17 protein-coding genes are annotated in these 20,490 nt (G+C 72.1%); 6 read left to right on the top strand and 11 right to left on the bottom strand.

Features of this window, described 5'->3' with window-relative positions; genetic code table 11:
- Window positions 1-104 precede the first annotated feature (104 nt).
- Window positions 105-569 (top strand): MarR family winged helix-turn-helix transcriptional regulator, encoded by a 465-nt coding sequence (locus tag CHC09_RS15140; protein WP_089293745.1) that lies wholly within the window; start codon window positions 105-107, stop codon window positions 567-569.
- A gap of 37 nt (window positions 570-606) precedes the next feature.
- Here CHC09_RS15140 and CHC09_RS15135 read toward each other — a convergent pair whose 3' ends face one another.
- Window positions 607-1,227, bottom strand: coding sequence for a response regulator (locus CHC09_RS15135; protein ID WP_089293744.1), 621 nt, complete (start codon window positions 1,225-1,227; stop codon window positions 607-609).
- Window positions 1,221-2,360, bottom strand: coding sequence for a sensor histidine kinase (locus CHC09_RS15130; RefSeq protein WP_179277106.1), 1,140 nt, complete (start codon window positions 2,358-2,360; stop codon window positions 1,221-1,223). The genes CHC09_RS15135 and CHC09_RS15130 overlap by 7 nt, the downstream gene beginning before the upstream one ends.
- Window positions 2,361-2,734: 374 nt before the next feature.
- Between CHC09_RS15130 and CHC09_RS15125 the strand changes: the two genes are divergently transcribed.
- Window positions 2,735-3,916 carry a tannase/feruloyl esterase family alpha/beta hydrolase gene (locus tag CHC09_RS15125; protein WP_239138218.1) on the top strand — a complete coding sequence of 394 codons (1,182 nt, stop codon included), beginning with the start codon at window positions 2,735-2,737 and terminating at the stop codon, window positions 3,914-3,916.
- A 15-nt stretch (window positions 3,917-3,931) separates the two neighbouring features.
- On the opposite strand, the gene CHC09_RS15120 is transcribed toward CHC09_RS15125, so the two are convergent.
- Window positions 3,932-6,910, bottom strand: coding sequence for an ATP-binding protein (locus CHC09_RS15120; protein ID WP_089293741.1), 2,979 nt, complete (start codon window positions 6,908-6,910; stop codon window positions 3,932-3,934).
- An 87-nt stretch (window positions 6,911-6,997) separates the two neighbouring features.
- On the opposite strand from CHC09_RS15120, the gene CHC09_RS15115 reads away from it, so the two are divergent.
- Window positions 6,998-8,140 carry an SGNH/GDSL hydrolase family protein gene (locus CHC09_RS15115; protein WP_089293740.1) on the top strand — a complete coding sequence of 381 codons (1,143 nt, stop codon included), beginning with the start codon at window positions 6,998-7,000 and terminating at the stop codon, window positions 8,138-8,140.
- Between the two features lies 1 nt (window position 8,141).
- Entirely contained in the window at window positions 8,142-9,668 is a 1,527-nt protein-coding gene (locus CHC09_RS15110; protein WP_089293739.1) for an FAD-dependent oxidoreductase, read from the top strand.
- Here CHC09_RS15110 and CHC09_RS45155 read toward each other — a convergent pair.
- The gene (locus CHC09_RS45155; RefSeq protein WP_179277105.1) at window positions 9,655-10,248 is read right to left on the bottom strand and encodes a TetR/AcrR family transcriptional regulator; all 594 of its coding nucleotides are present in this window, start codon (window positions 10,246-10,248) and stop codon (window positions 9,655-9,657) included. The genes CHC09_RS15110 and CHC09_RS45155 overlap by 14 nt on opposite strands.
- 70 nt (window positions 10,249-10,318) lie before the next feature.
- Between CHC09_RS45155 and CHC09_RS15100 the strand changes: the two genes are divergently transcribed.
- Window positions 10,319-11,500 (top strand): FAD-dependent monooxygenase, encoded by a 1,182-nt coding sequence (locus tag CHC09_RS15100; RefSeq protein ID WP_089293737.1) that lies wholly within the window; start codon window positions 10,319-10,321, stop codon window positions 11,498-11,500.
- 30 nt (window positions 11,501-11,530) lie between these two features.
- On the opposite strand, the gene CHC09_RS15095 is transcribed toward CHC09_RS15100, so the two are convergent.
- Window positions 11,531-11,974 (bottom strand): MarR family winged helix-turn-helix transcriptional regulator, encoded by a 444-nt coding sequence (locus tag CHC09_RS15095; RefSeq protein ID WP_089293736.1) that lies wholly within the window; start codon window positions 11,972-11,974, stop codon window positions 11,531-11,533.
- Window positions 11,975-12,009: 35 nt separating this feature from the next.
- Here CHC09_RS15095 and CHC09_RS15090 point away from each other — a divergent pair, with 35 nt between their 5' ends.
- The gene (locus CHC09_RS15090; protein ID WP_239138217.1) at window positions 12,010-13,224 is read left to right on the top strand and encodes a multidrug effflux MFS transporter; all 1,215 of its coding nucleotides are present in this window, start codon (window positions 12,010-12,012) and stop codon (window positions 13,222-13,224) included.
- Window positions 13,225-13,418: 194 nt separating this feature from the next.
- On the opposite strand, the gene CHC09_RS15085 is transcribed toward CHC09_RS15090, so the two are convergent.
- The 6 genes from CHC09_RS15085 to CHC09_RS15060 form a co-directional block, all read right to left on the bottom strand.
- Window positions 13,419-14,465 carry a Gfo/Idh/MocA family protein gene (locus tag CHC09_RS15085; RefSeq protein WP_089293734.1) on the bottom strand — a complete coding sequence of 349 codons (1,047 nt, stop codon included), beginning with the start codon at window positions 14,463-14,465 and terminating at the stop codon, window positions 13,419-13,421.
- 173 nt (window positions 14,466-14,638) lie between these two features.
- The gene (locus tag CHC09_RS15080) at window positions 14,639-15,058 is read right to left on the bottom strand and encodes an SRPBCC family protein (protein WP_143232338.1); all 420 of its coding nucleotides are present in this window, start codon (window positions 15,056-15,058) and stop codon (window positions 14,639-14,641) included.
- 137 nt (window positions 15,059-15,195) lie between these two features.
- The gene (locus tag CHC09_RS15075) at window positions 15,196-15,945 is read right to left on the bottom strand and encodes a maleylpyruvate isomerase family mycothiol-dependent enzyme (RefSeq protein ID WP_089293732.1); all 750 of its coding nucleotides are present in this window, start codon (window positions 15,943-15,945) and stop codon (window positions 15,196-15,198) included.
- Window positions 15,946-16,189: 244 nt separating this feature from the next.
- Window positions 16,190-18,319, bottom strand: a complete 2,130-nt coding sequence (locus CHC09_RS15070) for a (Fe-S)-binding protein (protein WP_203833103.1) — start codon at window positions 18,317-18,319, stop codon at window positions 16,190-16,192.
- Window positions 18,320-18,321: 2 nt separating this feature from the next.
- Window positions 18,322-19,323 (bottom strand): electron transfer flavoprotein subunit alpha/FixB family protein, encoded by a 1,002-nt coding sequence (locus CHC09_RS15065; protein ID WP_089293730.1) that lies wholly within the window; start codon window positions 19,321-19,323, stop codon window positions 18,322-18,324.
- Between the two features lie 26 nt (window positions 19,324-19,349).
- Window positions 19,350-20,120, bottom strand: a complete 771-nt coding sequence (locus CHC09_RS15060; RefSeq protein WP_179277104.1) for an electron transfer flavoprotein subunit beta/FixA family protein — start codon at window positions 20,118-20,120, stop codon at window positions 19,350-19,352.
- Window positions 20,121-20,490: the final 370 nt, after the last annotated feature.

The following is a 20,490-nucleotide window of genomic DNA, read 5'->3' as shown; positions in this document are numbered from 1 at the left end:
CAATCGCTTCAACCTTGAAGTGAAACTAAGCCGCCGTAACTTCAAGCCTCAAGCTTTCCCGGCTAAGAATTACTTAAGACCTGAAGTGAAGTTATGATCATGACGTGGGAGACGAGCGATGGCTGGAGGCCGACCAGCAACAAACCTGGTTCACGCTCGTCCTGCTGCTCACCCGGCTCCCGGCGGCGCTCGGCGCACAACTGCAGCGCGGCGCCGGGCTGACCCACTTCGAGTACCAGGTCCTCGCCTGCCTCTCCGCCGCGCCCGGCCACACGCTGCGGATGAGCGCCCTCGCGACGATGGCCGACGGTTCGCTGTCCCGGCTCTCCCAGGTCGTCTCCCGCCTGGAGAAACGCGGCTGGGTCGAACGCCACCCGGACCCGGAGGACGGCCGGACCACCCTGACCGCCCTCACCGACAGCGGTCTCGGCAAACTCGTCGCCACCGCTCCGGGGCACGTCGCCGAGGTGCGACGCCTGGTCTTCGACTCACTGACCAAGGCCCAGCAACGACAACTGGACCGGATCGGCCGTCGCATCCTGCACGCCATCGACCCGGACCGACCCTGATCAGGCAGTACACCGCATCGGTCTACCTGAACCCCGCTCAGAGCAGGCCATTGTCTCTCGCGTAGAGGGCGGCCTGAGTGCGGTCGCGCAGGCCGAGCCGGGTGAGGATGCGGGAGATGTGGTTCTTGACCGTCCCCTCGCTGAGGTAGAGGCGGGCGGCGATCTCCCTGTTGGTCGCTCCAGCGGCAACCTGGCGCAGCACGTCGGTCTCGCGCGGCGTGAGCGGTTCGGGATCGGTCAACCCGGCGGCAAGACGACCGGCGACGGACGCATCCAACTGCGCGACGCCGGCGTTGACCAGGCGGATCGCAGCGGCCAGTTCCGCGGCGGGCAGGTTCTTCAGCAGGTAGCCGGCAGCGCCAGCTCTCAGCGCCCGGTTCACGTACTCGTCGTCGTCGAAGGTGGTCAACATCAGTACACGGGTCTCGGGCAGCGACCGGCGGAGGGCCGCCGCGGCGGCGACACCGTCCATCACGGGCATCCGCACGTCCATGAGAACGACATCGGGCCGGACTCGCAGCGCCATCTCGACCGCCGCCGAGCCGTCGCTCGCGGTTCCCACCACCTCAACGCCCTGCTGCAGGCTGAGCAGCGCGGCGATCCCGTCGCGGACGAGATCCTGGTCGTCCACGACAAGCACACTCACCGTACTCACCATGGGATTACCACCTCCAGCACTGTTCCGGTTCGGGAGGTGGCGATCTCGAAGGTGCCGTCCGCCAGACGCACCCGCTCCCGCAAGCCACGCAGCCCGAACCCGCTTGAGACACCGTCCCCGGTCGTGGTGCCGACCGCGGTCACGGCCGGCTTGCCGGCTTCGGCCGTGTCCGCGAAGCCGTGGCCGTTGTCGCTGAGTCGCAGCCGAGCGCCCCGTTCGTCGTAGGTGACAACCAGTTCGATCTCGGTCGCCTCCGAGTGCCGGAGGGCGTTGGCCAGGCCCTCCTGCGCTACTCGGTACAACACGAGCATCGGCCGGCGTTCCACCCCGGTGACCGTCAGGGTGACCTTGCGGCCTCCGCCGTCCAGCCGCTGGACGAGATCGGCCAGCGCCCCACCGACATCGGTGGGCCCCTCGCCCAGGGCCCGTATCGACGTACGGACCTCCTCCAGCGCCTGCGTCGCCGACCAGCGGGCGCCGGCGACTGCCCGGGCGGACCTCTCGGCGTCGATCCCCGCGAACGCCTCGGCCGTCTCCAGCTGCACGCCGACAGCGGTCAGGTGGTGTCCGAGGCTGTCGTGGATCTCCCGGGCCATCCGGTTCCGCTCCCGCTCCGCCGACAGGTCCGCGACCCGCTCCCGCGCCTGCCGCTCCTGGAGGGCCACCGCCGCCATGCTCGTCGCCAGCGCGATGCCGAGGGTGAACATCAGCAGATCAGTGATGTAGTCCTCGCGGTACCACCAGGACGGGACCGACACGGTGAACACCGACGCCAGGACCAGCACGCATCCCACGCCGAGCGCGACCGCCGCGCGGATCCCGAACACGAAGAGGCCGAGGAAGGGCACCAGGACGAACAGGATCCGGGCCAAGCCGGAGACGTCGACCGCCGCCACGGCGCCCAGCAGCACGATCCGAGCCGCGAAAAGGGTGGGCCCGGACGGCCACGGCAGCCGGATCCGGGCAGCCCGCGGGCGGCCGGCGGCAGAGTCCAGCCCGATCAGGATGATCAGGAGCGCGGCGAACGCGGCGATGCGGTGGATCGGCGCGTGACTGATCGACGCGTAGTAGAGGCCGCCGACGAGGACCACGCCGTACAGGATTGGCGGCACCCAGGGAACAGGGTGCGACATTCGGCCTCCTCCGGTGTCGTCGACCAGCCTAGGCGAGCTGTCACCCGCGGCAGCAGTGCCGAAGGGCATGTGCCGAACGGCGGATGTGGACGGTGTCGCGGCGCACTTACTCGGCATGACCAGCGGTTCCTAGCGTTTGGGGCGTCCTGTCGACGGTCTGACGGCGCAGTCCGGACATCGGTACGCCCGATGCCGGGACAAGCCCGATACCGGAACAAGAAAGGCCACATCATGCGATTGCGTGCCGGTCCCGCACGACTCCTCGCCGCCGCGCTGGCGGCGACCGTGTCGGCTGTCGTGTTCGCTGCGTCAGGATCCCACCAGGGCGAGCGGTCCCGGTCGCCGCCACCACTGTGGAGAAGGGCTGTCCCGGGGTGACGGTGCCCGGCGCCGAGCGGGCTGTCACCGCCTGCCTCGCCGATCTGACCACGACCGGCACCACCCCGGCCGGGTTCACCGACCCGGCCGACTGGGCCGGGTTGGTGACGCCCAGCGCGGTCCCTCCGTCCGGGATACCGGGAGTCCAGGTCGACGGCTTCTTTCCCGACACCTCGCGCACCAATACCAACCACGGCTGGAATCACGACGCCCAGTTCGTGCTGCGGTTACCGGATCGCTGGAACGGTGGGCTGGTCGTCGCGGGCCCACCCGGCACACGCGAGCAGTACGCCAACGATCCGATCATCTCGGACCCGGTGCTCGCCAGCGGATACGCCTACGCCGCGACCGACAAAGGCAACACCGGCCCGGACGTGGCGTCCGACGGGGCACGCCCGGGTGACGCGATCCTCGAGTGGCACCGGCGCCTCACCCAACTGACGCGTGCCGCTCGCATCGTGACCGCACGCCACTACGGACGCACGCCGGCCCGGACCTACGCGGCTGGACTGTCCGCGGGTGGTTACCTGGTGCGGTGGCAGCTCGAGCACCATCCAGAGCTCTATACCGGCGGCATCGACTGGAACGCTCTGATCTTCACCCCTGGGACGAACCTGCTCACCACCCTGCCGCCCGCACTGCGCGCCTACCCCGCGTACGCGAACGGCGATACGGCCGGGCACGGCGCACTGCTGGCCGCGGGATATCCCGCCGGTTCGGAACCGGCCTGGGGCTTCAGCTACACCAATCTGTGGGCACCGCTCCAGCATCAGATTCGTGCCGAGCTCGACCCGTCCTACGACGGCGACGAGGCGGCCTACGATCTGGCGTCCCGGCCGGCGTCGGTCCGGGCGGCCGTCGCCCGCCTCAGCCTGTCGGGCCACCTGCGCCGGCCCCTCGTCAGCGTGCAGGGAACCCTCGACGCGCTGACCCCGCCGTCGCGCTATGCGGACACCTATGACCGCCTGATCGCGAAGGCCGGCCGGACCGCCCTGCACCGCGAGCACCGTGTGCCGGGCGGGGCCCACACCGATGGGCTGGTTGCCCTCGCTCCGGCCGTGTTCCAGCCGGTGCTGCCACGGTTCGTCACCGCTTTCACCGAGCTCGAGCAGTGGACCGATCCTTCAGTGCGGGTGGGTCCGGCTCACAAGGATGCGAGCACCCGACCTACCCGGTGACCTGGTCGGATTCGATCAGATTCGGTCACCGCGGTCGGGATCAGCGGCGGCCGCGGCGGTTCTCGGGTCGAGGTTCCAGCCTTCCGCGTACGCCGTACCGAAGCCGTCGTCCCCCAGAGCGGCCCGTGCCCGGCGGTCGATCCGGTTGCCGAGCGGATCGCTGTGATCGTGCGCGCCGCGCAGCCGCGAGGCGACGCCGAGCAGAACGGCGGCCTCGCGATGCCGCTCGCGCAGCTGCGCGAGCGCCGCCGAGTGAACCGCCACCACCCCGAGAATCGGCAGGTCCCGGGCTGCCGTCCCGGCCGCGTACGCGGTCCGCAACGCCTGTTCCGCGCCGGCCGCATCGGCCCGTTCCAGGCACAGCGCGGCCCGCACACAGCCGATCAGCGTCCGGGCGTGGTTGCTCGAGAGCCCGGTCGCGCCGGGCAGTCCGCGCTCGGCGTCGTCGAGCAGCCGCCGGGCCCGGACCGGGTCACCCAGCCGCAGCCGGAACTCGGCCTCCCGCGTGTCGAGCAGCACCAGCATCTCCGCGGAGGCCGCCCGCACCGCCCGTTCCCGTGCCGCGTCGAGCATCGCCTCGGCCGTCCCGGCCTCCCCGCGCCGCAGGTGCAGATCGATCCACCGCAGGTCGCTGTGCACCTGGTCGGCGAGGCCGAGCGACCCGAACTCCGCGGCCAGTGCCCGGGCCTCCCGCAGATCGGTCAGCGCCCCGTCCAGGTCGCCGGCGTACTGCCGCAGCTGGGCGCGCAGCGGCAGCGCCGCGGCCTGTCCCCAGCGGTCGCCGGCCCGCCGGAAACCGGCAAGCGCCGCCTCCACATCGGTGCGCACCTGCTCGAGCTCACCGGCGTTCTCGGCGAGCTGAGCCCGGAACAGCCGGGCGAGCCCGGCCAGCCAGAGGTCATCGCCGGCGGCGAGCTCCGCGAATCCGGCGAGCGCCGCCGCGTCCTCGTCCAGGAACATCAGCAGGACCGGCCCGAGCGCCCGGTGATGGCCCGGCAGCTCCGTCTCCGCGGACAGTCGATCGGCCAGTTCCCGCATCCGCGATCGGTCGGCGGTCCCCGCCACGGCCCGGCTCAGCAGGTGGATCGCCTCGGCGCAGGCACGGTCGGCCGTCGGCTCGCCGCCCGGCGCCGCGAGCGCCTCGCCCAGCCAGTAGACCGCGTCCGCCTCGCGGCCGACCAGCTGCCAGTACCAGGCGAGCCGCAGCGCGAGACGGACCGCCGCGCCGGCGTCGCCGATGTCGCACCGCCGGCGCAGGGCGGCAAGCACGTTGTCGTACTCGGCGGTGACGAGTCGCAGGGCCGTGAGCTGGCCGGGTCCGCGCAACCGCGAGTCGTGCCGGCCGGCCAGCGCCTCGAAGTAGCCGGCGGCCAGGTCCCGGACGACACCGGGATCGGCCAGCTGGGCGATGCCGTAGTCGCGGATCGTCTCCAGCATCCGGTAGCGATCAGAATCGGGCACCAGCTGCAGCAGCGACCGATCGACGAGCCCGGCCAGCACCTCGGGAACCTCAGCCGGCGGCACCGCGGTGCCGGCACAGATCGCGGTGGCCGAGGCCGCCGTCACGCCGCCGGGCAGCATCGCGACACGTTCCGCGACGGTACGTTCCGGCTCGCCCAGCAGTTCCCAGCTCCACCCGATCACCGCGCGCAGCGTGCGATGCCGCGCGGGCGAGGCGTCGTCCCCGCTGAGCAGGCCCAGCCGATCGGTCAGCCGGTCAGCCAGCTCGCGCGGCGACAGTGCGCGCAGCCGGGCCGCGGCCAGCTCCAGCGCGAGCGGCATCCCGTCGAGCCCCCGGACCACCCGGAGCACGTCGGGCAGCGTCTTTCGATCAAGAACAAATTTCGGACGTACGGCCGCGGCGCGCTCGACGAACAACCGCACCGCCGCCGCCCGCCGTGCCTCGGTGACCCCGTCGTCGGGGCCGGGCAGGGTGAGCGGGCCGAGCGGCACCAGCGCCTCCCCGCCGATCGCGAGCGGCTCGCGGCTGGTGGCCAGCACCCGCACCCCGGGACACCGGATCAGCAGCCCCTCGACCAGCCGTGCCGCCGCGTCGATCAGGTGCTCGCAATTGTCCAGCAACAGCAGGATCTCCCGCCCGGCGAGCCGCTCGGCCAGCACCGCCGGCTCGTCGCCCGGCGCCCGCCCGCGCGCCTCGAACATCGTCGCGCCGCGCAGCCCGATCCCGGCCAGCACCGCCGCGCCGACCTTGGCCGGCTCGGTGATCGAGGCGAGGTCTACCAGCCAGGCCCCGTCCCGGTAGTCGTGGCGGCGCCGGCGAGCGGCCTCGACGGCGAGCCGCGTCTTGCCGGCGCCGCCGGGCCCGACCACCGTGACCAGGCGGCCGGCGTCGAGCAGCAGGCCGATCCGGGCCAGGTCGCCGACGCGGCCGACGAAGCTGGTCGACGGCGCCGGCAGGCGACCGGGAACGGCCACCTCGGCGCGGGCCGGCGTCGTCTCGGCCTCGACGCGGTCGGTGAGCGCCTTCGCCTCGGCGAGGTCGGCGACCACCTCGGCCGAAAGGCGTGCGAGGCGGGTCGCAACGGCGGGTGCCGCCGCGGCGACCGGAGCCGGTTCGAGACCGGGCTGGTCGCCCCAGAGCGCCACGGCCTCGGTGAGCGCGGCCGCGGCGGCCCGCGGATCACCGGCGTGCAGCCGGCTGCGACCGGCGGCGGCCAGCTGTTCGAAGCGCAGTACGTCCACGTCGGCCGGGTCCACGGCGAGCCGGTAGCCGCCGGCCACCTGGACGACGTCGCCGGGTTCGCCGAGCGCGCGGCGCAGGCGGGAGACGAGAGCCTGCAGCGCGTGGGCGGGGTCGGCGGGAGACTCCCCGGACCAGATCGCGCCGGCCAGGACGGGCGGTGCGACGGGGTGACCGCCGGCCAGCGCCAGGCGGATCAGAAGCGCTCTCAGTCGTGAGCCGGCAACGGTCAGATCCGTCTCGTCGCGAGAGACCCGGAGGGTCCCCAGCGCCGCGATTCGAAGCCGGTCCATCCCGCGATCATCGCAAACCAGCGCCGTGCCAGCGCCGTGTGAGCGGGCCGGAACAGTCTTCCCGGCACACGAACCAGGGAGGTATCGATGACGGAGACCACGGACCATGGCTGGGTCCGGACCTGGGGCGCCGCACCGCAGGCGCCCGGCGCGGCGGTCGCCGCGCTGGATCCGTTCGCCGACGCGACGCTGCGCCAGGTGGTGCGGGTCAGCGGCGGCGGCAGCCGGGTGCGGGTCCGCTTCACCAACGAGTACGGCACGACGCCGCTCACCATCGGCGCGGCCCGGGCCGGCGACCGGGTGCTGACCTTCGCGGGCCGCGAGTCGGTGACCGTGCCGGTCGGCGCGCCGCTGCTCAGCGATCCGGTGGACCTGCCGGTGCCCGATCTGGCCCGGCTGACGATCAGCCTCTACCTGCCGGGCCGGGTGGAGGTCTGCACGGGTCACGGCAGGCCGGTCGAGGCGAGCTGGATGATCCCGGGCAACGCCGTCGACGCCCGGACGCTCCCGCAGAACGCCACGCCGCTGCCGGTGCGGGCCCTGATCTCGGCGGTGGAGGTGCTCCCGGACAGGCCGACGCAGGTCGTGGTGGTGCTCGGCGACTCCATCGCCGACGGGATCGGCTCCGCGCCGGACGCCGACCACAGCTGGCCGGATCGGCTGGCCGAGCGGCTCGCCGGGATCTGCGTGGTGAACCAGGGCATCAGCGGTAACCGGCTGTTGAACGAGGGGCACGGGGACGCGGCACTGGCCCGGTTCGACCGGGATGTGCTGGCCACTCCGGGGCTGGGTCATCTGGTGGTGGCGATCGGGCTCGGTGACCTCGGCATCTCCTACGCGCCGCGGGACCCGGACGGTCCGCTGACCGATTTCCTGAGGATGTTTCCCGGGGAGCCGGTCACGGCGGACGACCTCATCGGCGGGTACCGGCAGCTGATCGCCCGGGCTCGGGAGCGCGGAATCAGGGTGTACGGCGCGACGCTCACCCCGTACGGAAGGGATGAGATCTTCTCGGTCTCCGGGGAGAGCGTGCGGCAGGCGGTCAACGCCTGGATCCGGACCGGTGGGGCCTTCGACGCGGTGCTGGACTTCGACGCTGTGTGGCGCGATCCGGCGGACCCCAGCCGGGTCCTCGACGGCTTCCACGCGGGTGACGTGCACGGCAGCGACGCGGGTTATCGCGCGCTCGCCGACTCCATCGACCTGTCGCTGTTCACAAAGGAGCTTTGAGATGTACGACGTGATGATCGCGGGCGCCGGGCCGGTCGGGCTGTTCCTCGCGGGTGAGCTCGGCCTGGCCGGGTGCTCGGTGCTGGTGCTGGAACGCCAGGCGGAGCCGCACAGCCCGTCGCGGGTGATGCCGCTCGGCATGCGAGGGCTGTCCGCCGGGTCGGTCGAGGCGTTCTACCGGCGTGGCATGCTGCCCGCTCTGCTGGCGGCCTCGGACGTGCGGGGTCCGTCGCCGAGGGCCGCGGGCCATTTCGCCGGCATGATGCTCGATCCCGCCGCGATCGACGACGGCGCGTTGCCGTTCCGGCTGCCGAGCCCGGCCATGGAAGGCATGATGACCAGCCTCGACGCCGTCGAGACGGTGCTCGCCGAGCGGGCCGTGAAGCTCGGTGTGGAGATCCGGCGCGGTGTGCCGGTCACCGCGATCGCGCAGGACGACGAGGGTGCGACGGCGCGGGCCGGCGAGGACGAGTACCGGGCGCGCTGGCTGGTCGGCTGCGACGGCGGGCGCAGCACGGTGCGGCGGCTCGCGGGCTTCGCCTTCGTCGGCACCGAACCGCAGCTCACCGGCTATGTCGCGCTCGCCGACGTCGCCGACCTGGAGAAGCTGCGGCCCGGGTTCAATCTGACACCGCACGGGATGTACCTGCGGATGCGGACGCCGGGGCATCTCGGGATGATGGACTTCGACGGCGGAGCGTACGACCGGTCGCGGCCGCCGGCCCGCGAGCATCTGCAGGCGGTGCTGCGGCGGATCTCCGGGACCGACGTGACGCTGACCGGGGTGCGGCTCGCGTCGAGCTTCACCGACCGGGCCAAACAGACGACCAGCTACCGGCGGGGACGGGTGCTGCTGGCCGGCGACGCCGCGCACATCCACTCGCCGCTCGGCGGGCAGGGGCTCAACCTCGGGATCGGCGACGCGATGAACCTGGGCTGGAAACTGGCGGCGACCGTTCGGGGGCACGCGCCGGCGGGGTTGCTGGACACCTACACCGCCGAGCGGCATCCGGTCGGCGCGCGGGTCCTCGACTGGTCCCGGGCCCAGGTGGCGGTCATGCGGCCGGGCGCGCACGCCCCCGCCCTGCAGGGGTTGCTCCGTGAACTGCTCGAGACCCGGGACGCGACAACCTATGTGTACGACCGGCTGTCCGGGACGTCGCTGCGCTACGACCTGGGCTCCGACCGGCCGCTGATCGGCCGGAACGCTCCGGAGTTGCGGCTCGTCGACGGCACCGCGCTCGGTGAGCTGCTGCAGCGGGGACTCGGTGTGGTGCTGGACTTCGACGCCGACCGGCCGTTGCGTGCGGCGGCGGGCCGCTGGCCGGACCGGATCCGATATGTCGCCGGTCCGGCCCGCGACGACCTCGGGCTGCGGGCCGTGCTGGTCCGCCCGGACGGCGTCGTCGCCTGGGCAGCCGCGGACGATGGGGACGGTGCGGGGTTCGAGCGCTCGGCCGAGCGATGGTTCGGCGCGACCGCGGATCGGGCGACAGCGGGCCCAGCCGAGGTTGTCAGGCCGGGCTGACCGTCGGTTCCGCATTTGCGCTCGTGGGTGGGCGTAGGCCGTCCATCAGGACGGTGAGGTAGGCGTCGGCGAGGCCGGTGCCGAGTCGTGCGATCGCGAACGCTGTCTGCCCGATGAGGTCGGCCAGGATGTCCGGGGCCAGGTCGGTGCGGATCGTCCCGGTCCGCTGCGCGCCGGCGATCATCGCTCGTACCGCCTGCTCCAGCTCCGCGCGCAGCTCGGTGGTCGTGGGCACGGCCAGTCCTCGAAGCTCGTTGCTGATGCCGTGGTGGGCCGACTGGAAGTCCATCAGCTCGGCCAGGAAGGTACGCAGCGCCCGGTCGGGTTCGGCCCGCGCGAGCAGCTCCCTCGCCCGGTCGACGACGGGTCGCAACAGATCCGAGACCGCGGCGTCGAGCAGGGCGTCCTTGCTGCCGAAGGCCCGCACGACGGTGCCCGCACCGAGACCGGCCCGCTTGGCGATCGCCTCGACCGTCAAGGTCGCCGTCGATTCGCTCACCAACGCGGTGGCCGCCTCGAGGGCCAGGTGCCGGTTGCGTACCGCGTCCGCCCTGCGTCCACCCACGGGCGCGCTTGACATCTGGAACGCTCCTTCCACATAGTCAACTGGAACAGCTATTCCATTTATCGTACGGGAAGATGGTGCGCCGATGAACGAGCGGATCCTCATCGCCGGAGCCAGCATCGCCGGCCTCACCACCGCGCACTGGCTCGCGCGGTACGGCTTCCGGCCCACCGTCGTCGAACGCGCCCGCGCCCCACGCCCCGGCGGCAACGGCGTGGACGTCCGGGAGAACGCCGTCGAGGTGGTCGACCGGATGGGCATCCTGCCGCGGATCCGCGCCGCCGCCGCCGACGTCCAGGGGATGAGGTTCGTCGACGCACGCGACAACACCGTCGCCCGGATCGACATCACCGGCGCCGGCGAGATCGAGATCATGCGCGGCGACCTCGTCGCCCTCCTGCACCGGGCGGGCGACGGCGTCGAGTACGTCTTCGGCGACGCCGTCCGGGGCCTGACCCAGGACGACGACGGCGTGACGGTCTCGTTCGAGCACGGGCCCGACCGCCGCTTCGACCTGGTCGTCGGCGCCGACGGCCTGCACTCCACGGTCCGGCGGCTGGCGTTCGGGCCGGAATCGGACTTCGTCCGGCACCGCGACCACTACTTCGCGTTCGCCGATGCCGACGCGGCGCTGGGTGAGGACCGCTGGGTCAGCATGTTCAACCGGCCCGGCCGGATGGCGGGCCTCTACCGCTCCGGAAACCACGCGCAGGCCAAGGCCTACTTCGTGTTCCGGTCCACGCCGATCACCTACGACCACCGCGACCTCGACGCGCACAAGCGGATCGTCCGCGAGGCGTTCGCGCGCGAGACCGGCTGGCGCGTCCCGCAGTTGCTCGCCACCGCCGTGGACGATCCGGACTTCTACTTCGACGCCCTCAGTCAGGTCCACCTGGACTCGTGGTCGGCCGGGCGCGTGACGCTGGTCGGGGACGCCGCCTGGTGCGCCTCCCCGGTCTCCGGAGCGGGCGCCGAACTGGCGCTCGTGGGCGCGTACCGGCTCGCCGGAGAGCTGGCGGCCGCCCGCGGTGACCACCGCACCGCCTTTTCGCGCTACCACGAGGGCCACCGCGAACTCGTCGGCGATCGGCAGCGGATCGGTCCGAACCTGAAGCTCATGGCGCCCAGGACACCGGCCGGGATCGCGCTGCGCAACGCCGCCGCCCGGCTGCCGCTGCTACGTGCGGCGTCCGCCCTCGAACGGCGCTACCGGACCCAGGCCCCGGCGCTACCGCGGTACGCCTCCGCCCACGGCCATTCCGGGTAGCCGGCCGATCCCCCGGCAGGTCAGGGCCCGTCAGGGCTCGTCAGCGGTGAGCTGCCGTTCCAACCGGCTGAGCAGTCCGGTGCACTGCCGGACCGCGTCGAGGTCGTCGCCGAGGCCGCCGGCGAGTTCCCGCGCCCAGGCGGCGCGCAGCACCCGCAGGTTGGACGCGGCGAGCTCGGTCGGATGCACGGCGACGCCGCGACCCACGGTGGCGGCCCGCGAGACCATCCCCTTGCTCTCCAGACTCCGCAGCGCCGCACTGACGTTGGTGCGCTGCAGCCGGGTTCGCCGGGCGATCTCGCTGGGCGCGGCGCCCGGGTGGAGGTCGACGACCCGCATGACCTGCCGCTCGGTCTCGGTCAACGGCACCACGCCCGGGCTCTCGTCGGGAGTCCGGGCGCGCACCAGCCGGCCGACGTTGAGGATCAGATCGGCCAGGTCCGCCAGGGCGGCGTCGGCTTCTTCACGGGGCATGGCGCCATGCTAGTGGATTATGGCAGCATAATTATGTGCGCATAACTCAGGACCGCGAAGTGACGGCTCCGGCCCGGCCCGGGCGTCGGGCGTGGCTGGCCCTGGTGCTGGGCTCGCTGAGCGCGTTCGGCGCGCTGACCATCGACATGTACCTGCCCGCGATGCCCGGCATGGCCCACGAGCTGCGCACCAGCGCGCTGCTCGTCCAGCTCACGCTGACGGTCTTCGTCGTCGGACTGGCCGTCGGCCAGGTGATCGTCGGACCGCTGTCGGACACCTGGGGCCGGCGCCGCCCCCTGCTGGCGGGGATGGCGCTGTACGTGACCGGCTCCCTGTGGTGCGCGCTCGCACCGAGCGTCGGCTGGCTGCTCGCCGGGCGGATCCTGCAGGCGCTGGGTGCCGCGGCGGGCACCGTCCTGGCCCGGGCCATCGTGCGCGACCTGTACCAGGGCACCGCCATGACCCGCTTCTTCTCCACCCTGATGGTCGTCAACGGGATGGCGCCGATCATCGCGCCGGTCCTCGGCGGCCAGCTTCTGACGTTCACCACCTGGCGGGCCGTGTTCCTGGTCCTCGGCGCGATCGGGGCGATCCTGCTGGTCGCGGTGGCCTTCACGCTGCCCGAGTCGTTGCCGGACGAGCGCCGGACACCGGCCCACCCGCGCGCGATCCTGCGGTCGTTCCGCACGCTCGGCACCGACCGGTACTACCTGCGCCACGTCCTCGCCGCCGCGCTGATGTTCGCGGCCGTCTTCGCGTACATCAGCGGATCCTCGTTCGTCCTGCAGGACGCCTATGGACTCTCCGCGCAGCAGTTCAGCCTCGTCTTCGGCCTCAACGGTATCGGCATCGTCGTCTTCGGGCAGATCGGCGGCGTGCTCGTGGGCCGGGTCGCCGACGAGCACGCCCTGCTGCGCGTCAGCCTGTCGGTGGCCGTCCTCGGCTCGGCCGGGGTGCTGGCCTGCGCCCTGCTCCACCTTCCCCTGGCGCTGTTGCTGGTCTGCCTGTTCCTGCTCGTCTCCATGCTCGGCATCGTGCTGGCCAACGCCACCTCGCTGGCTCTGGCCGGGCACGGCTCGGCCGCCGGCGCCGCCTCGTCGCTGCAGGGCCTGCTGCAGTTCCTGGTCGGCAGCCTCGCCGCCTCCGCCATGACCGTTTCCGGCCAGGTGACCGCCACCGCCATGGGCGTCACCATGGTGGTCTGCTCTGTCGCCGCGCTCGCCACTCTCCGGCTCCACCACGATCGCTGACGGGCCTTCGTCACCCGCAGACGTACGAAATGCTCGGTCTGGCCACCTGATCTCGTACTCGCCGAACTCATCCGGAACCACCGCAACCAGCATCGATCCAGATGGCGACGCCTGGACACCAACCGCCATGCAGGGTGGAAAGGCTCAATAGATCGGAGAGCGCGCGGCCTTCACCGGTCGTGAGCCCAGGCCGGCTATCCCCAAGCCTCCACCGCGGTGGTGACCGTGCGATCGGTGTCGGCGGCCTCCTCGATGGCCAGCGCGACGAGGTGGTCCTGAGCCCCGTCCGACAGCGGGTACGGCGCCGGGGCGCTGCCGCGCACCCAGGCCGCCGTGGCGTCCAGCAGCGTCGCGATGGCGATCTCCTCGTCGCTCCACCGGCGCCCCGGGTACGGGTTGCGGTAGAGCACCTCGCCGTCGAGGGTGATGGTGTCCGTGTCGAAGCCGTCGAGGTCCAGGTCGTAGCCGGTCTGACGGCGTACCAGCGCGGACCGGATCAGGGTGCGCGGCTGGCTGAGCCGGATCAGCTCGTCGTCGCGCAACTCGCCGTGGCTGCCGCGCACCAGCAGCCGCCGGAAGCGCAGGTGGTTGTGCCACTGGTTGTCGGTGAAGTCGTACACCCCGGAGCGGCCGTCGCCGAAGTCGAGGGTCGCGATCGTGGTGGTGGCGGGCCTCGGGTCGGGGTCTTCGGTCCAGCCGTCCCGGGTCAGCGGGTCGACCAGCGGCGCCGTGCTGCGGGTGGCCCGCACCCGGACCGGCCCGCGCCCGGCGCCGAGCAGGCCGCGGATCAGCGAGACCGCGTGGTACTGATGGGTCGAGGAGACCTGGACCTGGGTGGGGGTGCCGATCAGCCCGGCGCGCACCGCGGCGGCCCGGGCCGCGTGCGAGGGCATCAGCAGGTACTGCTCGGCGACCTGGACCAGGCCGGAGTCACCGACGGCGGCCCACAGCGCGCGCAGCCCGGCGGCGTCCGGCGCGGGCGGCGTCTCGGCCAGAACCGGCAGGCCGCGCTCGACGGCCTCGACGATCACCGATGGGGTGGCCGGCCACGGCACGGCGGTCACCACGAAGTCCGGCGCCGCCTCGGCCACGCAGGCCGACAGCGATGTGAAGGCCGGCACGGGTAGTTCCCGCGGGCTGCGCACGACCGCGCCGACGCACCGCAGGCCGGGCAGGCCGTCCGCGATCCGCCAGAACATCTCGGCCCGCCACCCGGCGCCCACCACCGCGAACGAGGTCATCGGCGAACCCTATCCGCTGGCGCCGTGCCGGTGAAGTCCCGGATCACCGGTTCAACGGCGAGTTCCACGTGCAGCGCTTCCAGGGCATGCCGCTCCAGCAGCGAGACTGCGCTCGGCGAGCGGCTGCCGCTCGGGCCGGTGGTACCCACCGTGCCGTAGCCACCCTCGTCGGTTCAGTGTTCGCGTTCGACCAGGGCGATCAAGCCGGCCAGGTCGGCAGCAAGCACTTCCTCGAGGCCGGCCATTCTCGCCGCGAGTTCCGCCGCCTGCGGCCCGTCGATCCAGGCGCGCAGTTCCAGCCGGCTGCCCGTGCCGTCACGGTGCGACTCGTGGCGGACTGTCAAGGTACCGCCGTCGAGGAAGACGGTGTCCTGGAAGGCCACCCCGGGAACGACATCGCTGACCAGCATCGGAGTCTCTTGCCCTGCCCGGGTCTTCATCACCCCGCGGGCGCCGGGACGCACCGGCCCGTCGAGCCGGATGTATTCCATGCCGGGTGCCCACTCCGGATGCGTCGACACGTCACACCATCGGGCGTGGAAATGTTCGGGAGCGACCCGCGACCCTGCCGTGATCACCGGAAATTCGATCATGATCGGGAATGCTACTGAGCCATCTGGTCCCCCATCCCGACGGCCACCCAGCCGACGACACAGCGGACGGCGAGGGTTTCCGTCCCCCTGCAGAACCCGGATGGCAGCCGCGTGACCTTCGCGGACCCGGGTACCGGTCAGAACCGCGAGTTCGCAGACCAGCGAGACAGCAGCGCCGCGTCGCCGCTGCGGGTGACGGTGTTGTCGCGTCGGCCGTACACGAACAGCAGCAGCTCGGCGGCGTCCGCCCGGACCGTCGCGTGCGCAGAGGCAGCGTCCGGGTCCAGGCCGAACCCGTCGGGGCGCAGCCGCACTGCCCACTGCCGGTCGAGATCGACGCACTCGAAACGGATCACCTCGTCGGCGCCGCGCAGCCCTGCCACCTGCGGCGCGAATGCCGCGGCGGACGGCAGGTTGGTGAGGAACTCGTCGACACCGTCGGCGGCGAGCACCGGGTCGATGTCGACGGGCAGGCTCAGGGCCAGTTCCGCGTCGGCCCGGTGGACCAGCGTCTCGAACAGCATCCGGCGGGCCCAGAACCGCGCATGCTGGTCAGGGCCCCACGCCCACATGGGCGTGTCCGGGTCGGTGACCCGCAACACCGCGCCGGCCGCCGCGGCGCCCTCGGTCAACCAGCGGGGATACGCCGACGGATCGGTCGGCACGTCCGGAACGGCCGTGGGACGGGCAGGCCGCTCCCGCACCCGATCACGCAGCAGGACCGTGAACCAGCGCTGGAGACTTCCGGTGTGCCGCATCAGGGCGGCCAGGTTCCAGTCCGGGCAGGTGGGTACCGCAGTCGTGGGGTCGGCACCGGACACGACCCGCACCATCCGGTGCGTCTCCCGCTCGATCGCCGCGCAGTGAGTGACGTAGGACAAGCTCATGGTGTTGCCTCGCCGGTACCGAGGGCCGGCCGACCCGGCCACGCTTGCCCCGTACGTTGCCACCGGCGTCCCGGCACACCGACACCCCCTCGGGCGACTGTGACGGGGCACCCATCGCAGCATCCCGCCGCCGGCCAGCGGTTCCTGCCAGCGCACCGCAACGGCGAACGCCTTGACGGCAGCTCTACGAGGGATCGCCGCTACGGCCTGAGCCGGCCTGCCCGCCTGCCCTCCGGACGCCACGTCACTGCGGCGTACCGGGTGTCGTGCCGTCACCGCGCACGGATCGCAGCAGCAGCTCGGACACGTCCGCGACCCGGACCTCCTCTGCCGCCCTGCCCTGCTGCTTGCGGGTCGCGACACCGTCGGTCAGCATGCTGATGCAGAACGGGCATGCGCCGGCGACCACGCTCGCCCCGGTATCCAGCGCCTGGTCGGTGCGGGTCTCGTTGATACGGGTGCCGATCGGCTCCTCCATCCACATCCGAGCGCCGCCGGCCCCGCAGCAGAACGATGTCTCGCGGCTGCGTTCCATCTCGGTGAACCGCAGTCCGGGCACGCTGCCCAGCACCTCACGGGGCGGGGTGAAGACTCGGTTGTGCCGCCCGAGATAGCAGGGGTCGTGGTAGGTGACCGCGGTGTCGACGGGGTGCGCCGGGCGCAGCCGGCCGTCGGCCACCAGCTGAGAAAGCAGCTGGGTGTGGTGGACCACCTCGTAGTCGCCACCGAGCTGGCGGTACTCGTTACCGATCGTGTTGAAGCAGTGCGCGCAGGTAACCACGATCTTGCGCGCACCGACGGTATCGAGAGTCTCCACGTTCTGCCGTCCCAGCTCCTGGAACAGCAGTTCCTGACCGAGACGGCGGGCGGAGTCGCCCGTACACGTCTCGCCGCCGCCGAGCACCATGAACTCGACGCCGGCCTCGTGCAGCAGTTGCGCGACAGCGCGAGTGGTGCGCTTGGCGTTCTCGTCCAGCGCACCCGCGCAGCCCACCCAGAAAAGGTATTCGACGTCGTCGGGGAGCCGTTCCTCGCCGCCGGCACCGAAGACGCGCACCTCGAAGGGCAGCCCCGCCGTCCACTCCAGACGAGCATTGGCACCGCGGCCCCACGGGTCTCCGGCCCGCTCGAGGTTGCGCAGCAGGACGTTGGCCTCCTTCGGGAACTGCGACTCGATGAGCACCTGGTATCGCCGTATGTCGACGATGTGGTCGACGTGCTCGATGTCGACGGGGCACTGCTCGACGCAAGCGCCGCAGGTCACGCAGGACCACAGCACGTCGGGGTCGATGACGCCGCCGTCCTGCGCCGACCCGACCAGCGGCCGGGCCGCCTCCGCGAGGACGTCACGGGGCAGCTTGTCCCGCTCGGCGTCGGAGGATGCGAGCAGGTACGGCGCCTTCGCCAGCGCGTGGTCGCGCAGGCTCATGATGAGCAGTTTGGGGCTGAGCGGCTTGTCGGTGTGCCAGGCCGGGCACTGCGACTGACACCGGCCGCACTCGGTGCAGGAGCCGAAGTCGAGCATGCCCTTCCAGGTGAAGTCCTCGATCGCGCCGCGGCCGATCTTGTCGTCCTCGTCCGGGTCCTCGAAGTCCACCGGCACGCCGGCCGAGTACACCGGCAGCAGCGGCCCGAGCCCGCGCGGGCGGCGGGAGAACAGCACGTTGAGCGGAGCGAGCCCGATGTGCAGGTGCTTGGAGTGCACGACGAGGACCAGGAACGCCAGCACGACGCCGAGCGAGACCAGCAGGCCGACCGTCTCGAGGACCTGGTTGACGTCGGGTCCCAGCGGCTCCAGCAGCCGGCCGGCCGCCTCCGAGGCGAACGCGCCGTCGGGGAACGGGAAGGTGCCGGTGTTGACCTGGGCGCCACGGTAGAGCAGCAACGTCCACATCACGTTGAAGATCATGAACAGTACGAGCCACGCCGCGCCCAGGTGGGACCCGAAGAACCGGGACCGCCGTCCTTCGCTCCGCGGCCGGTGCCGAAGGCGGATCATCGCGAAGGCCACGAGCCCGACGAGCACCGCCACGATGAAGAAGTCCTCGAGGAAGCCGAGCCACGCCTGGGTACCGATGAACGGCAGGTGGAAGTCCGGGTCGAACAGCGCGCCGTAGCCCTCCACGATGGTCGCGCCGAGGATCACGAACCCCCAGAACACCGCGAAGTGCGCGAGGCCGGGCACGCTCCACGTCAGCAGCTTGCGCTGGCCGAGCACCTCGGTCACGATCGCCCACAGACGGACGCCCCGCTCCCTGGTGCGCTCGGGTTCGGTCGGCTGCCCGGTACGGGCCAGCCGGACCAGGGTGAAGATCCGCCGCCCCGCCAGCGCGAAAGCGACCGCGGTCAGCGTCAACCCGAGCACCAGTCGCATCGTCACGTCGTCTCCTCGCTGTGGCTGATCATCGGGTCGGCCCTGCGTCGGCGAATCTCGGCGAGCAACTCGGGCACCACCTGGTGCACGTCGCCGACCACACCGAGGTCGGCCAGGTCGAAGATGGGGGCGGCCGGGTTCCGGTCTATCGCCACGATCGTCTCCGCGTGCTGCATGGCGGCCCGATGACGGACCGAACCGGAGATGCCGAGCGCCAGGTACAGGCGGGGATGGACGATCGTGCCCAGCTGATCGATCTGTTCGCGCCGTGCGCACCAGCCCAGCTCGGTCGCGGCGTGCGAGCCACCGGCGGTCCCGCTCAGCGCCTCGGCGAGCGCGCCGACCAGGCCGAAAGACTGCTGTGAGCCCAGCCCGCGACCGCCGGCGACGACGATGGCCGCCGTGGCCAAATCCGGTCGCAGTTCGCCACCGACCGGCCGCCGGGCGATCCGGCGCACAGCGCGGACACCGGGCGAGAAGGCGAGATGGAGCCGCTGGACGTCGGGCCGCGCCGGCGCGGCCACCGCCCGGACGGCATCGGCGCGCACGGTGAACACCGGGGTACCGCACGGCACCCTGGACTCCACCCGGTACGCGCCCAGCAGCGCCGACTGGACGGCGACCGGCCCGTCGGCGTCCATCCGCAGGTCGATGGCGTCACTGATGAGACCGGATCCCAGCCGAGCGGTGAGTCGGGCGGCAATCTCCCGGCCGAGCCGGTGGGAGGTGATCAGAACGGCATCGGGCGCTGTCCGGCGTACCAGGTAGGACAGCAGCTCGACGCGGGCGGCGGCGGGATGCTCGTCGAGGTCGGTGCTGGTGATGGTCTTGATGGTGTCCGCGCCGAACCGGCCCAGCCGGGCGACGCTGGCCGCGTCGGCCGGACCGCACAGGACCGCCGTGGGCGAGCCGAGCCGGCGAGCGAGGGTGAGCAGCGCGCAGGTGGAGCCGCACACGCTACCGTCGGTCGCCGCGCGGTCCACGAGCACCAGTACCGATCCCATGACGCCTCCTCACGGGTGCGCAGCGACTACAGGAATTGGTGGACCGCCAGGAAGTCCGCCACCCGAATGGCCGCGACCGTGGGGTCGCCGGCGAGCAGGACCGGTGTGGCGCCTCCTGGCTGCGCGGTCACGGCGCGTACGACGGTCGTGGTGGCGTCGTTCCCGGCGACGCCGAGGTCGGCCAGCGTCCAGGTCCGGATCAGTTTGTGGTGGGCGTCGGCGGTGGCCGTGAACGTGGGCCACCGGGGCTCGCCGCAGCGTTCGGTGACCGCGACCACGGCGGGCAGCGCGGCGGCGAACACCTGCAGGCCGGCGCCGTCGTCCCGCCCGATCTGGACCCGGTGCTCCCCGACCCGCAGGGTGTCGGCGAAGCAAAGCACCGGGACCCCGAGCAGCTCCGCGACCATGGCCGGCACCGCGGACATGCCGGAGTCCGACGACGCCGAGCCGGACAGCACCAGGTCGAACCCGAGCCGGCCCACGGCTGCGGCCAGAACCCGCGCGGTGGCGAGCGCGTGGCTGCCATGCAGCCGGTCGTCAAGGACGTGGACCGCGTCGTCTGCGCCGAGAATCAACGCCTTGCGCAGCGCCCCGACGGCCGCGGCCGGGCCCATGGTCACCGCGGTGATCTGCACGTCACGCCGCCGTCGCGCGATCCGCAGCGCCTGGTCGACCGCGTACTCGTCGGCCTCGTTGAGCTGGCCACGCCGGGCGGCGCGGTCCAGCGTGTGATCCACACCGAACGTCATGCCGCGCAGCGTGCACGGCACATGTTTGACCAGCACCACGATTTTCATCAGCGGCAACCTCCGCCCACCCGAGCACAACGCTGTCGCGGGTGCACCGAGCAAATCATTGATCAACATAAATGTCTAGACGACACGGCGGTCGGCGGCCCCCACACCCCGGCGGCGTCCCTCCACCTACCGCCGACAACGCGCGGTTGTGATCAGGCCGAACGCGGCGGCATTGTGCGCCCGGCCTGGGGCCTGAGCGTCAGAGGCTGCGGGCGACGATGTCGCCGTACGAGGTGGTCGCGTGGATGTCGAGTTCGACCGAGCCGTCGTTCTTGAGGCTGTTCTCGACCCGGCCGTACGCGGCACCGGCGTTCAGCGCCGCCGACACACCCGCGGCGGCGCCGACCGAGATCGCCCCCATCTGGGTACG

Source organism: Actinoplanes regularis (assembly GCF_900188005.1).
Classification (GTDB): Bacteria; Actinomycetota; Actinomycetes; order Mycobacteriales; family Micromonosporaceae; genus Actinoplanes; species Actinoplanes regularis.
Note: the sequence above shows the minus strand (reverse complement) of the source record. Positions and strands in the feature narration are given on the sequence as shown.

Coding starts and splice junctions, on each gene's coding strand:
- CHC09_RS15070 (WP_203833103.1), bottom strand. CDS start 18,319: ATGCGACTGGTGCTCGGGTTGACGCTGACCGCGGTCGCTTTCGCGCTG.
- CHC09_RS15085 (WP_089293734.1), bottom strand. CDS start 14,465: ATGACCTCGTTCGCGGTGGTGGGCGCCGGGTGGCGGGCCGAGATGTTC.
- CHC09_RS15100 (WP_089293737.1), top strand. CDS start 10,319: ATGAACGAGCGGATCCTCATCGCCGGAGCCAGCATCGCCGGCCTCACC.
- CHC09_RS15130 (WP_179277106.1), bottom strand. CDS start 2,360: ATGTCGCACCCTGTTCCCTGGGTGCCGCCAATCCTGTACGGCGTGGTC.
- CHC09_RS15065 (WP_089293730.1), bottom strand. CDS start 19,323: ATGGGATCGGTACTGGTGCTCGTGGACCGCGCGGCGACCGACGGTAGC.
- CHC09_RS15110 (WP_089293739.1), top strand. CDS start 8,142: ATGTACGACGTGATGATCGCGGGCGCCGGGCCGGTCGGGCTGTTCCTC.
- CHC09_RS15075 (WP_089293732.1), bottom strand. CDS start 15,945: ATGAGCTTGTCCTACGTCACTCACTGCGCGGCGATCGAGCGGGAGACG.
- CHC09_RS15120 (WP_089293741.1), bottom strand. CDS start 6,910: ATGGACCGGCTTCGAATCGCGGCGCTGGGGACCCTCCGGGTCTCTCGC.
- CHC09_RS15080 (WP_143232338.1), bottom strand. CDS start 15,058: ATGATCGAATTTCCGGTGATCACGGCAGGGTCGCGGGTCGCTCCCGAA.
- CHC09_RS15115 (WP_089293740.1), top strand. CDS start 6,998: ATGACGGAGACCACGGACCATGGCTGGGTCCGGACCTGGGGCGCCGCA.
- CHC09_RS15135 (WP_089293744.1), bottom strand. CDS start 1,227: ATGGTGAGTACGGTGAGTGTGCTTGTCGTGGACGACCAGGATCTCGTC.
- CHC09_RS15060 (WP_179277104.1), bottom strand. CDS start 20,120: ATGAAAATCGTGGTGCTGGTCAAACATGTGCCGTGCACGCTGCGCGGC.
- CHC09_RS15095 (WP_089293736.1), bottom strand. CDS start 11,974: ATGCCCCGTGAAGAAGCCGACGCCGCCCTGGCGGACCTGGCCGATCTG.
- CHC09_RS45155 (WP_179277105.1), bottom strand. CDS start 10,248: ATGTCAAGCGCGCCCGTGGGTGGACGCAGGGCGGACGCGGTACGCAAC.